14 protein-coding genes are annotated in these 13,200 nt (G+C 41.6%); all 14 read right to left on the bottom strand.

Annotated elements, in window-relative coordinates; translation table 11 throughout:
• Positions 1 to 73: 73 nt before the first annotated feature.
• The 14 genes from fliP to HWV01_RS05200 all read right to left on the bottom strand — a co-directional run bounded on the left by fliP (position 74) and on the right by HWV01_RS05200 (position 13,119).
• Complete coding sequence (fliP, locus tag HWV01_RS05265; protein WP_211674415.1) at positions 74 to 820, bottom strand: flagellar type III secretion system pore protein FliP; 747 nt, start codon at positions 818 to 820, stop codon at positions 74 to 76.
• Positions 810 to 1,133, bottom strand: a complete 324-nt coding sequence (fliO, locus tag HWV01_RS05260; RefSeq protein ID WP_211674414.1) for a flagellar biosynthetic protein FliO — start codon at positions 1,131 to 1,133, stop codon at positions 810 to 812. The genes fliP and fliO overlap by 11 nt, the downstream gene beginning before the upstream one ends.
• Position 1,134: 1 nt before the next feature.
• Positions 1,135 to 1,518 (bottom strand): flagellar motor switch protein FliN, encoded by a 384-nt coding sequence (gene fliN, locus HWV01_RS05255; RefSeq protein ID WP_211674413.1) that lies wholly within the window; start codon positions 1,516 to 1,518, stop codon positions 1,135 to 1,137.
• A gap of 9 nt (positions 1,519 to 1,527) precedes the next feature.
• Complete coding sequence (gene fliM / locus HWV01_RS05250; RefSeq protein WP_211674412.1) at positions 1,528 to 2,574, bottom strand: flagellar motor switch protein FliM; 1,047 nt, start codon at positions 2,572 to 2,574, stop codon at positions 1,528 to 1,530.
• Positions 2,575 to 2,581: 7 nt separating this feature from the next.
• Positions 2,582 to 3,091, bottom strand: coding sequence for a flagellar basal body-associated protein FliL (gene fliL, locus HWV01_RS05245; protein ID WP_211674411.1), 510 nt, complete (start codon positions 3,089 to 3,091; stop codon positions 2,582 to 2,584).
• A gap of 54 nt (positions 3,092 to 3,145) precedes the next feature.
• Positions 3,146 to 4,744 (bottom strand): flagellar hook-length control protein FliK, encoded by a 1,599-nt coding sequence (locus tag HWV01_RS05240; protein ID WP_211674410.1) that lies wholly within the window; start codon positions 4,742 to 4,744, stop codon positions 3,146 to 3,148.
• A gap of 70 nt (positions 4,745 to 4,814) precedes the next feature.
• Complete coding sequence (gene fliJ / locus HWV01_RS05235; protein ID WP_211674409.1) at positions 4,815 to 5,261, bottom strand: flagellar export protein FliJ; 447 nt, start codon at positions 5,259 to 5,261, stop codon at positions 4,815 to 4,817.
• A gap of 18 nt (positions 5,262 to 5,279) precedes the next feature.
• Positions 5,280 to 6,617: a flagellar protein export ATPase FliI gene (gene fliI, locus HWV01_RS05230; RefSeq protein WP_211674408.1), complete on the bottom strand. Its 1,338-nt coding sequence runs from the start codon at positions 6,615 to 6,617 to the stop codon at positions 5,280 to 5,282.
• Positions 6,617 to 7,420 carry a flagellar assembly protein FliH gene (locus HWV01_RS05225; RefSeq protein ID WP_211674407.1) on the bottom strand — a complete coding sequence of 268 codons (804 nt, stop codon included), beginning with the start codon at positions 7,418 to 7,420 and terminating at the stop codon, positions 6,617 to 6,619. The genes fliI and HWV01_RS05225 overlap by 1 nt, the downstream gene beginning before the upstream one ends.
• A gap of 27 nt (positions 7,421 to 7,447) precedes the next feature.
• Positions 7,448 to 8,491, bottom strand: coding sequence for a flagellar motor switch protein FliG (gene fliG, locus HWV01_RS05220; RefSeq protein WP_211674406.1), 1,044 nt, complete (start codon positions 8,489 to 8,491; stop codon positions 7,448 to 7,450).
• The gene (fliF, locus tag HWV01_RS05215; RefSeq protein ID WP_211674405.1) at positions 8,484 to 10,193 is read right to left on the bottom strand and encodes a flagellar basal-body MS-ring/collar protein FliF; all 1,710 of its coding nucleotides are present in this window, start codon (positions 10,191 to 10,193) and stop codon (positions 8,484 to 8,486) included. Before fliF ends, fliG begins: the two co-directional genes overlap by 8 nt.
• A 22-nt stretch (positions 10,194 to 10,215) precedes the next feature.
• Entirely contained in the window at positions 10,216 to 10,545 is a 330-nt protein-coding gene (gene fliE / locus HWV01_RS05210; RefSeq protein WP_211674404.1) for a flagellar hook-basal body complex protein FliE, read from the bottom strand.
• Positions 10,546 to 10,667: 122 nt separating this feature from the next.
• Positions 10,668 to 12,059: a sigma-54 dependent transcriptional regulator gene (locus HWV01_RS05205; RefSeq protein WP_211674403.1), complete on the bottom strand. Its 1,392-nt coding sequence runs from the start codon at positions 12,057 to 12,059 to the stop codon at positions 10,668 to 10,670.
• A 4-nt stretch (positions 12,060 to 12,063) separates the two neighbouring features.
• Complete coding sequence (locus tag HWV01_RS05200) at positions 12,064 to 13,119, bottom strand: PAS domain-containing sensor histidine kinase (RefSeq protein WP_211674402.1); 1,056 nt, start codon at positions 13,117 to 13,119, stop codon at positions 12,064 to 12,066.
• Between the last annotated feature and the right edge of the window lie 81 nt (positions 13,120 to 13,200).

The following is a 13,200-nucleotide window of genomic DNA, read 5'->3' as shown; positions in this document are numbered from 1 at the left end:
TCCCTATTGCTTACTAACAGGCTTATAAGCCGATTGATGAACTTGTATAAGGTCTTGTATATAAAGAGCGTCGTCATAAACCAAAACTAGCCGCAAGCGTGCCCATAATTAAGCTCCAACCATCGACTAACACGAACAGCATAAGCTTAAAAGGTAATGAAATAATCATCGGAGATAACATCATCATACCCATCGCCATCAAAATACTCGCCACTACCAAGTCAATAATCAAAAATGGAATGAACACCATAAATCCAATTTGAAAGGCTGTTTTTAATTCGCTTGTAACAAATGCGGGGATCAATACGCGGAAAGGGACTTCTTCTGGAGAATTAGCTTCGACTTTCGCTATCCGCATGAAGGTATCAATATCGGTCACCCGGGTTTGTGCCAACATGAATTGTTGCATTGGTAGCTTAGCCTGTTCAAAAGCTTGCATCGAGGTCAGTTCTTCGCTCAAATAAGGCTGTAGCGCATTGTCATTAATACGCTCAAATACTGGCGTCATAATGAAAAAGGACAGGAATAAAGTGATACCGACTAATACCTGATTAGAGGGGCTTTGTTGTAACCCTAATGCTTGGCGTAAAATAGACAGTACAATGATGATGCGGGTAAAAGAGGTCATCATGATAAGCGCAGCGGGTATAAAACTCAGCGCCGTCATCATGGCTAAAATTTGCAATGACACCGAATATTCCTGTGAGCCATCACTGTTTGTGATCACTTTCACCGCCGACATCACGGAGTTATCAGCCCACGCTACAGACGTGAAGAAGAGCAGGAACAACGACAGTAATACCGTAAACTTATTTTTCATTATGCTGTTTCATCATCTGGGCTAATTTAGTAGCAAATGGATTGAGTTCTGGTTGGCTATTTTCCAGTGGTTTTTCAAGTTCTTTAAGCAGATTGATTTGTTGCCCTGTCACGCCGAGTAGTACTTGTTCTGTACCAATTTGTACCACGATGATACGTTCTTTAGGCCCTAACGGTAATGTTGCTACAACGTTTAGTTGTTGATGATTACTGCCAAATACACGCGCCTTTTTAGCCAAGAAAGCGAGCATTACGATAACCGCAATAACCACAAACAATGATAATAGCCATTGCAGCATATCGATATCGTTCATATTATTTAAGCTTTTTAATTCGTTCGGTTTGACTGATAACGTCAGTTAAACGAATACCAAATTTATCATTGACGACAACGACTTCACCGTGGGCAATCAATGTACCGTTAACCATGACATCGAGCGGTTCACCCGCAATGCGATCGAGTTCAACAACAGAGCCTTGGTTTAACTGTAATAAATTACGAATACTAATTTTACTACGACCAACTTCCATTGAAATCACAACCGGAATATCAAGAATACTATCTAGCTTTTGTTGTTGTTCCGCCGAGAATGGAACCTCATCATTGTTAAAGTCTTCTAATTCAGCGGCCTCAACAGTACTTTGTTCAGCCATCGCTGCAGCCCAATCATTCGCCATCTGATCTTGATCTGTACTCATTTCAATACCTTATTTATCGTCATTTTTATCACCTAAATTCAATAGCCCACCACGTAATGCAACGTGGTCAATCTCTGATTTAGTTAAATTACTTACTTTTAACTTTTTACTAATCTTAACCGCAACGTTATCTCTATTTCGGCCAAGTTTGGCTTTATAACTCGGTAAATCTTCAATAAAAACGGTAAGGTCTTCTGGCATATCAACCGGGATGATATCCCCCGCTTTCAATTCCATTATCTGCCTTAATGAAAGCTCAGTTTCAAGCAATCTTGTACTTAACTCTACCGGAACATCTAAAATTTCTTCTTGTAATGCCGAGCTCCAACGTTCATCAGTATCCTCTTTATCACTTTGCACACCCGCATCGAGCAACTCACGAATCGGTTCGAGCATTGAATATGGCATGGTAATATGGAAATCACCGCCGCCGCCATCAAGCTCGATATGGAATGAACTCACCACCACTACTTCGGTTGGGCTTACAATATTTGCCATTGCCGGGTTGACTTCAGAATCAAGATATTCAAATTCCGCATCCATGACCGGAGCCCATGCTTCGTGATAATCTTCAAAGACAATCTTTAATAGCATTTGAATAATACGGCGTTCGGTTGGGGTAAATTCACGGCCTTCAATTTTGGCATGATAACGGCCATCACCACCAAAAAAGTTTTCAACCAAAATAAACACTAACCGTGCTTCCATGGTGACTAACGCAGTTCCTTTTAATGGACGAAAACGTACCATGTTTAAACTAGTTGGTACGAATAATGTGTGAACATACTCACCAAACTTCAGCATCTGTACGCCATTAATGGACACTTCGGCTGTACGACGCATCATATTAAATAGGCTGATCCGCATGTGCCGTGCGAAACGTTCATTAACCAACTCCAGCGTAGGCATTCGTCCACGCACAATACGGTCTTGCGATGAAAAGTCAAAATCGACAATATTGCCACTCTCTTCTACGGTGTCAAATTCATCTTCTTCAACATCATCAACACCGTGTAATAGCGCATCAATCTCGTCTTGGCTTAATAAATCACTCACACATAACCTACTGCATTACAAAACCAGAAAACAGGATCTTTTCAACAACCCCTTTTCCAGTATATTTAATCAAAATTTCATTCACACTCGCCAATGAATCTGAACGCAATAATTCTTTGCCTTCATATGTAGCGAGCTGCTGCTCTGTTGTTGCGCTAAAAACTTGCAACAAGGTACTTTCAATTAAAGGAACATTGGTTTTCGCTAATTTTTGATTGTCACTACCGCGGACCATTAATTGAACTTTAATCTGCACTAAGCGTTCGCGCTTTAACCCTATAATATTAAAAACAAAAGGGCGTGGCATGGCAACATAATATGCCGTTTCAGTTACACTTCTATCAACACTTTCAGTCACAGATTCTACGTTATCGGTGGGGGTACTATCATCACCACTTAAAAATAAAAACGCCGCGCCAGCCCCTACAAGCATTAATATTAAAATCACCGCAATAATAATGATTTTTTTATTACCTTTACTTTTATCGTCTATTTTCAAATCGTTGTCGTCGGCCATTATCGTCCTTAAATCGAATTTTATATTACGCTAAATAAATGCTAATCAAACTGTTTAGGCGTAAAAGTCTACCCCTTTAGCCGAGTCTTGCCAATACTGAGTAGTAACAGGGACTTCAGTCTGTGAATCTATCGTATAATTCGCTTCGTTATTGCTATTTTTTTGTCCATTTTCTTGTCTTGACTGTTGAAATGCAGATTGCTGCTGCCCACCGTCTGCTTGCACTTGCGTCTCACCTAATGTCATGCCCTGTTGCTGTAACATTTCTCGTAATCGCGGCATTTGCTGTTCAAGTAAATCACGGCTTTGGTTATTCTGCGCTTGAATTGTCACATTTATTTGATCGTTTTGCACAACCAATTTAACATTCATACTGCCTAATTCTGCTGGGTCTAATCGGATTGTCGCTGTTTGTAATTCTTTACCTGCCATGATAGCGATTTTTTCATTTAATTCCGAAGTCGCTAGATTGTTATTAAGATTAACCCGTTTCTCTAATACTTGTTGTTCAGCGTCCGTTAATACCGGTGTCTTTACCAAGATTCGTGTGGTTTGGTCTAACGGCTCTTGCTTACGTGCTGATTCCATAATTTGCGCAAAATCTAATTGCTCAATGGGTTCAGGTGATGTCATATCCAGCTGTTCGAGTGCTGAACTATTACTCTCTGTAACTGCACTGCTGCTCCCTGCGACTATGCCATTAGCTTGACCAAAAGGTGTATTTTTCGCCAACCCTATTTCGCTAACACCCGTGGCTAAGTTTGCTTTTCCAGCGCCACCTAAGAGTTCACGGTCAAGTGTCCCATCACCATTAGCTAAATCACCCGTAGCGAATAAATCGCCTTTCGTAAATCGAGGGTTATTGTCAGTAAGGCCTGCGACTGTCGACATACCGACTAACGTTGACGCTGTGATAGTATCTGTTGAGATTATTGAATCTGTTGAACCTGTTAAATCTATTGAGCCTGTTAGCTCTGTAGATAGTTCGCTCGTTTGCAATACTGGTGTCACTTCATTATTACTAATATCGATCGTACCAGCCACGCGATTATCGGGCGTGGAGAAGTCAGTCATACTAACGGGGGCTGGTGAGGCAATATTCCCCTCCTTTGCTTGTAAAGGCAATATATTACCGTTAGCTTTACCTTGAACATATGTCCCAGCGTCACTCGCAGCATTACTTTGCAACAGCATAGATGATTGATCGAGACGCGACAAAAAGTCATCACTACTTTCATTTTTCAGCAAGCTGTCATCTTGGCTTATTACATTTAAGTCATCGCCAGCTATTGCTTCAACTTTATCAGCGTTATCCATTTGCCCTGCGACAAAGCCATCATCGATATTAGCGGCAGAACTAGGCTCAGCACTCGGCACAGAACTATCTGTCGCACTATCTGCCGCACTATCTGCCGCACTCTTCAGCGTTATATTCTCAGCGCTACCAATGGCTGTTTTCCCGACGATAACATCTGTTTGATTATCGCTACTAAAGAGAGAAAATAGTTTAGAAAAGCTACTTTCAGACGTATTCAACTCTCCATCACTCGCCATATCGTCAGCTGTATCGCCTTTGACATTAAGCGCTTGCGATTTATTATTAGCCGCCTGTATATCAGTCATCGCAGTTGATTTATGTAGAGAGAAAGTCATCGTTCAAGCCTAAATGTCATCAATTGAAGTTATAGCGAAACAATGCAAAATTCACGCCAGATTAATCGTATTATCGATTATTCTTACGCTTGAAATATTGAAAGTTAGAAAATTCATCAAGATCTTTTTGCTCTCGTCGCTGTTCGACAAGCTGTGCAGCGACTTTGCGTTTATCTAATAATAAACCCAAAGCATCACGCTTCTTACGAATTTCCATCCAATCCGAGTGCTTGCTCTTAACTGTCTGTTGGATATTATCAAGTGCTTGTTTCTGCTCAAATTCAGCTAATTCTAGTTTTTTCATAAAGTTATGATAATGCGCATAACTACTACCTGAGATACCTTCTTCCCCACGTTCAGTGAATTGCTGTAAATATTGTTTACGGTAATCACTTAATTGCTGCATTTGACTATGGTAACGCTCAGCATCTTGTTGGATCAGCGCATAAGCTCTCGCGGCGTGTTTTTCTTGCTCTTCAAGTTGCTGATAGACCCGTTGTAGCGCTGTATTAGACATTATATTGACACTGTTTCATTATGAGGTTGCCACGCCGAGATGCGGCGCGATAGCAGCAAGCATTTCTTCACATTGCGAGAACGGAATAACTTCTTTCATACCTTGCTGTAAGAATTGGTCCATTGCTGGTTTTAAACGAATAGCGCGATCAATTTTTGCATCCGCACCTTGGCTATAAGCACCAATCGAAACCAAGTCTTTGTTCTGTTGATATAGCGAGTAAGCTTGCTTGAATCCGCGAGCGGCGGCTTGATGAAAATCAGTCGTCACCATCGGCATAACACGGCTAATAGACTTTTCAATATCAATCGCAGGATAGTGTCCCGCATCTGTTAACTCTCGAGACAATACGATATGGCCATCAAGAATGGCGCGTGACGCATCTGCAATAGGGTCTTGTAAATCATCACCTTCGGTTAATACGGTAAAGAATGCGGTAATCGAACCTTGCTCGTCACTACCGTTACCAGCACGCTCTACCAGCTGTGGCAATTTTGCAAATACTGACGGTGGATAACCCTTCGTTGCCGGTGGCTCACCGACCGCTAAAGCAATTTCACGCTGTGCTTGCGCAAAACGAGTCAATGAATCCATTAACAGTAATACGTTCAACCCCTGATCACGGAAGTATTCCGCTAACGCCAATGAAGTTTCACAGCCTTTTAGACGCATCAACGGCGAGGCATCTGCTGGAGCAGCAACGACAACAGAGCGTGCAAGCCCTTCTTCACCGAGGATCTCTTCAATAAATTCTTTTACTTCTCGGCCACGCTCACCGATCAAGCCAACGATTACAACATCCGCAGTTGAACCGCGAGTCATCATACCTAACAGCACACTCTTACCCACACCGGAACCAGCGAAAAGCCCCATACGCTGACCTTGACCAACGGTAAGCATCGCATTGATGGCTTTAACACCCACATCAAGTGGTTGTGAGATTTTTTTACGCGCCAGCGGATTAATACGCTTGGCAGTAAAAGACGTAGTTTGTCCGGTAATGATCTCGCCTTTACCGTCAATCGGCTTACCAACACCATCTAATACACGCCCAAGTAGTTCCATACCAACTGGAATACCTTGCGTCTCATTGAGTGGCGTCACTTTTGCGCCAGGAATAATACCTATCACTTGCTCACTGGGCATTAAAAATAATTTATCGCCATCAAAGCCGACAACCTCAGCATCCATCAGGCCATTGTCAGTTTCAACAGAGCACAAACTGCCAATCGCAGCCCGGCAACCAATCGCTTCCAGTGTTAAACCAACCACGCGAGTAAGCTTACCTGCAACGGTTGGTTTATTCGCCAAAGAGTCAGTTTTCAATTGTTGTAATCGAGTCAGTATTTCCGTCATTATGTACCCGGTTTATTGGCAATAAGGAACTGACGCATCATCTGTTTTATACGTTGTTCCATTAACAATTCAACCGAAGATACGTCGTTATTAATAACCAAGTCACCTTGTTTCATCATAGGTTCTGAAATTAATACCCAATCACGCTTTACGCACTCTTCAATAGAATAGTATTCATTGATCACCGCTAAATCATCAGGATGTAATGTAATGGTAATTTTTTGTTCAAGCACAGGTAAAGCATCCAACGCGAGCTTTAATGTCTGCAATAATATATCATGATTAAACGTCACTTCGGTCTTAATTAACTCTTCTGCTAGACCTGTTGCCACGCGAATTAATTCGTTTTCAACTTCACTATTTACCGAGGCAAGAGGTGTATGCATTTGCGTTTGCAATTGTTCCCAAGCCGACGCCTTATCAACAATTTGTTGCTGGCCATCAGCTAAGCCTTGCGCTAAACCTTGCGCCAAACCGTCGGTTTCGCCTTTGCTAAGACCGTCAGCTGTACCACTCGTCAGTCCATCTTGATAACCCTGTTCTTTACCTTCATTGTAACCGTCGTCATACGCAGCTTGGCGTATTGCATCAAGTTCTTCTGCCGTCATAGGCTGAGGTTCAACGTCTTCAACCTGTTCATCTGTAGCAAACTTACCTTCATACCAATCAGATTTCATACCAAGCGCATTGGTATTTAATGCGGCAGCTTGAGTCTTTTCAAAATCCGGTAAATACCAATCTTCAATTTGATGGTCACCACTACTATCAAGTGGTGAAAACGTTGGTTTTAAAGACTCTGTCATTCTACTTGCCCATTAACAATCATGTGATTATAAGAAGTCATCACCACCGCCTCCGCCCAGCATAATTTCACCACTATCCGCTAAGCGACGCGCGATTGATAAGATCTCTTTCTGCGCAGATTCCACTTCGCTAACTCGAATTGGTCCCATAGCTTCCAGATCATCTTCCAGAATTTCAACTTGGCGTTTCGACATATTCTTAAAGATCTTATCTTTAAGCTGATCGTCGGCACCTTTAAGTGCTTTTTGTAATTGCTCTTGTGCCACTTCACGCAGTAATGCTTGAATACCACGGTCATCAACATCAATCAGATTTTCAAACACAAACATGAGGTCTTGGATCTGCTGACTGATCTCTTCGTCAGACTCACGAATAGCATCCATTAATTGGCCTTCGATATTGGTATCGAGGTAATTCATAATATTTGCGGCCGCTTTCAGACCACCCATCTTCGCGGCTTGAGCGCCAGATTGACCAGCAAACTGTTTCTCCATGATCTCGTTTAGTTCATGCAGAGCTGCGGGCTGAACTTCTTCTAGATTAGCAATACGCATCATTAAATCAATACGCACCTTATCTGGGAATTGCGATAAAATTTCAGCTGACTGTTCAGGTTCTAAATAAGATAATACAATAGTTTGGATCTGCGGATGCTCATTATGAATGATACTAGCTACCTGACGTGCATCCATCCATTTCAATGAATCGAGACCTTTAGCGCCACTCCCCATAATAATTTGGTCAACCAGATTACCAGCTTTGTCAGCACCCAACGCGGCTGTTAATGCATTTCGAACGAAGTCTTCGCTGCCCACACCAATATTAGTGAACTTTTGAATATCATCAATAAACGCACGGTGCACACCCGCTACTTTCACCTGAGAAAAATCTTTCATAGATGCCATTGCCATACCCAAGCGCTGCACTTGTTTCGGCTCTAACTGGCGGAAAATAATGGCAGCATCTTGTTCATTTAAACTCAACATTAAGATCGCAGAACGCTCGATACCAGTTAAGGTTGTTGCATCGAACTTTGGCGTTGTGGCTACTTGTTTATTAGAATCAGGCATCTTCTATCATCCATTCTTTAATTACTAATGCAGTTAAGTCAGGTTCGTTAGCAACCAGTGCGCGAACCGCTTCTAACAAATCTTCATCTTTGTGTAAGTTCGGTAATTGTAAATGACCTCTGCGCATTGCAAAGTCGGTATCCACATCGGTATCGGCAGTAAGCAATTGCATATCTTCGTCATTTTCAATCGCACTGATACCTAAGTCTAAATCTTCTAGTTTTTCTTCCGGTTCGTTGTTAATTAAGCGTTTAATCATAGGACGAATAATGGCCATGATTAATATCAAAATCACGATTAGACTAGCTGCAATACGTACGGCACGCCAGAACCATTCTTCTTCCCAAATTGGAAGTTCAGCCATTGCAGCCAATTCAGGGCGATTAAATGGGATAGCAACCACCTCAAGAGCATCACCTCGGTTAACATTAAAGCCCACACCACCTTGTAAAACACGACGAATATTGGCGAGTTCAGCTTGACTACGAGGTTCCCTCACCAGTGTTCCATCGGCACCTGTACTATTAATATAATCTATTGCAACAGAAACACTTAAGCGCCGAATAACACCCGTTTGTGATTTAGTGTGACTGATTGTTGTATCAAGTTCATAATTTCGCGTTGATTCTTTTTGAGATTGACCAATAGGACGAGCTGCGACATCCTCTCCAGCTGCCTCTTCAGGTATATCCGCGTCTAGTGGTGGTTGATTGGTTAATGCCCCCGGAATACCTTGACTAGAATTACCAATAGATTGACGCTCCAATAGCATTTCACTGCGTATTGCAGGTAAATCGGGATTAAAACGTTTTTGTGTTTGCTCTGTCACACTAAAGTCCATTGATACATCAACTTCAGCGGTATAATTACTGACACCTAAGATAGGGATAAGTATAGAATCTATTTTATCTCGGTACTCACGTTCATGATTTTGTACCATTTCAAATTCACGTCGACCTTTTGCTGCCATCATGTCTTGACTGCCCGAGTTCAATAAACGGCCATTTTGATCAGTCAAGGTCACGCGGGTCGGCTCTAAGCCTTGAACAGCAGAAGCAACCAATTGCACCATAGCATCAATATTTTCTTGTGAGATTGCGTTACTGTTACGTACCGTCAATACAACGGTTGCGCTGGGCTTCTTCTCGCGCTTAGCAAACACATTTTCTTTTGGGATGGCTAATAATACTTGTGCCTTTGATACATGTTTAAATTCTGTTAATGCCCGTGATATTTGACGTTCACGACCCAGTTTTAAACGTTCTCGTTCGACACGCTGACTGACACCAAAGCCCATATCGTTCATCAAAATATCGTCACCTTCTAATTCAGCAGTGATGAGTCCTGAGCGACGTAATCTTAATTTAATGTCTTGATACTGCTCAGCAGGAACAGAGATCGTATCACCATTAATTTTATATTCTATTTTCTGTTGGTCTAAAAATTCGAGGGTTTCAATGAGTTCAACCGTTTGATACGTGCCTAAAGGACGCATTTCAGGCTCTTTACCCCAGAGTAGAATAAATACCACTAAGGTTAGCGAGATCGCTAATGCTAATATTAGAATAATTTGACGTAAGATATCGGCATTAGTGAAAAAACCAAATGCTGAACTTTTTTGCTCATTTTCATCTAATTGCGCTAAATCATTACCCATATCGTCATTACTTACGATACCTGTATTTGAAGCTATATCAGCCACAGAGTTACTCCTTTACCCAAGATTAAACAGGCATACTCATTATTTCTTTATAAGATTCGATCAATTTGTTACGAACCTGTACCGTAGCATCGAACGCTATCCCCGATTTTTGCGATGCTATCATAACATCACTTAGGGACACACTGCGATCACCTTGATCGAAACGGGTGCGTAAATCACCCGTATTTTGCTGTAATCCACTAACATTATCCATTGCTTGCTGCAACATATCGCCAAAATTGGCAGATGTAGTGGCTGGCGCTTTTACCGCGGTAGGATCGGCTTCAAATTTAGTCGCTTGTAACGACATGCTTTGCATTTCGGAGTAGAGATTATTGGCTGCGATATTCATTGATTATCCTAAATTGTCATATTTTTGACCTACTATGAAGATAGCAATTAACATGCCAACAAAAAAAGACCGTAATTTCAATTAATTACGGTCTTTATTATAACGGTTATTTTTATAAATAGTTATGCAGGTATTTCGATGCCTTGCTCTCGCATTTTCGCTAATTTATAGCGCAATGTACGTGGACTGATACCCAATTTCTCTGAAACGTTTTTACGCACGCCATTACAACCAATCAAGGTTTCCAAAATAATTTGATATTCTTGCTGACGTAATTCATTACCTAATGGCTCGTTGGGTTGATTAATACTACGCACAGGGATTTCCGATTTAATATGCAGCGGCGGCGCTTGAGCAATCGGTGCTATGACTTGAAAATCTGCAGCGGTAAAATCTTCTAAAATAAGATCTGCATCTTTTATTTTTCCATCAACAGCTAAAATCATCGCGCGTTGGATCACGTTGTCCAATTCACGTACATTACCCGGCCAATGATAAATCTGTAACTTCGCCTTCGCGCAGTTAAGTAACTCTAACGTTGGAATATTATTTTGTTTGCAGTGTAATTTTAATAAATGTTCCGCGATCGGTAAGATATCACCTTTACGCTCAGTTAACGGTAGCCAAGCTAATGGGAATACATTTAAGCGATAATATAAATCTTCTCTGAAATCACCATTCGAGACAGCTTGTTTCATATTACGGTTACTGGTAGCAATGACTCGTATATTAAGTTTAATGGTTTTACGGCTCCCTAAGCGCTCGACTTCACGCTCTTGCAATACCCGTAATAATTTAACTTGCAACGATAAATCCATTTCCGAGATTTCATCCAGTAAAATGGTACCGTTTTGTGCTTGTTCAAATTTCCCTGGACATGCTTGTATCGCGCCAGTAAATGCACCTTTTTCATAACCAAACAGAGTTGCTTCTAACATATTATCTGGGATCGCCGCACAGTTAATAGCCACAAATGGCCCGTCATAACGCAGTGAATTATCATGAATATAACGTGATAGCACTTCTTTACCCGTTCCACTTGGACCTGTCACCATGACCGTTGCATCTGATTTAGCCACTTTACGCGCCAAACTTAATAGTTGCTCTGTTTTCTCATCACCGTAACAAGGTGTGCGTTTAGCTATTTTTTGTGGTGGTACATAACGACCAACCTGATTAATCAATACTTCTGGAGAGAAAGGTTTACCAATGTAGTCAACAGCACCATTACGCATTGCCGTTACCGCATCATCTACTTTGGCATAAGCCGTCATTAACAATACCGGTAAATCGGGGTGTTTTTGTTTAATATTATGCAGTAAAGTTAATCCCGTCATGCCACCCATTTGAATATCACTCACGACCATATCATAGGTTTTTTTACCTAATGCAATCAGTGCGCTTTCACCGCTATCAACTTCATCGCACTCATAACCAGCCATTAATAAGGTATCAACCAAGGCTTCACGAAGACCTAAATCATCTTCAACTACAAGAATTTGAGAATGGGACATACTATTATCCACCTATTACCATTGGTTGAGGTTCTGCTACGCGATGTAGCGGTACGATTATACTAAAACGACTTCCTTCACCGACAGTTGAGTTTAACTCTAAACTGCCATGGTGCGCTTTCACCACACTTTGTACAACGGCAAGGCCAAGACCCGTGCCCTGTAATTTGGTGGTAAAGAAAGGCTCTAAGATTTTTGCTTGCATGAGTTTCGAGATCCCGGGACCATCATCAGATACCACAATTGCGACTTTTTCATCACCGGATCGGACCGCAGAAATAGCGAGGTTAGCCCCTTGACCACAAGCGTGTAATGCATTTTGTATCAAGTTGCCAATCGCACTAGAAAGTGCATTACGATTAGCTAAAATTAATAAATCGGGTTCGGGTAGTGTCACTTGCATGTTGCTACCAGTCTGCAACATCATAGCTTCGCTGCCCGCTTGCACTTGAATTAATAAGTTCTGCAGTGAAATCTCTTCAACCACTAAATCTTTGCCGGTACGTGCAAATAGCAGCATGTCATTAACTTGGTTTTCCAAATCATTAAGCCGTTCAATAAGTTTACTTTGAAAACGTTTCTTTGATGCAGGCGGGAGATTCGGGTTGGCGAGATTAGAGCCATATAATAATGCCGCTGATAATGGCGTGCGGATCTGGTGTGCTAATGACGCTACCATTCGCCCCAATGACGACAACTGTTTCATATGACTGACACGCTCTTGTAAATGACGTGTATACGTTAAGTCTGTCAACATTATTAACTGACCAGGCTGCGTGCCAAGTGTCGTGATCGAAAGTTGAACTTTACAGCCATTCTTTAATGAAATTTCATGTCCGTCATCTTCTTTAGGTGTAAACGCACGTTGAATGACATCCATCCAACGTGAATCGATCAATGGCTCGCCAAGTAATTGCACTGCAACTTTATTGACTTCAATGACCATACCGTTGCCATCAAGAATAACCAACCCTGACGGCAATGCTTCTACTAACTTTTCACTACGATCTTTGTGTGCTCGTAGTTCTGCTAATTCGCCGGGATAAGATTCTTGTACCATGGTAGCACTCCGCTAAAAAATTGACTCGCACCTAATAATGCATTTAGTGTGCCAACAATTTAAGCAGTGTAAGCTATTGTA

The sequence above is a fragment of the Moritella sp. 5 genome (assembly GCF_018219455.1).
GTDB lineage: Bacteria > Pseudomonadota > Gammaproteobacteria > Enterobacterales > Moritellaceae > Moritella.
Note: the sequence above shows the minus strand (reverse complement) of the source record. Positions and strands in the feature narration are given on the sequence as shown.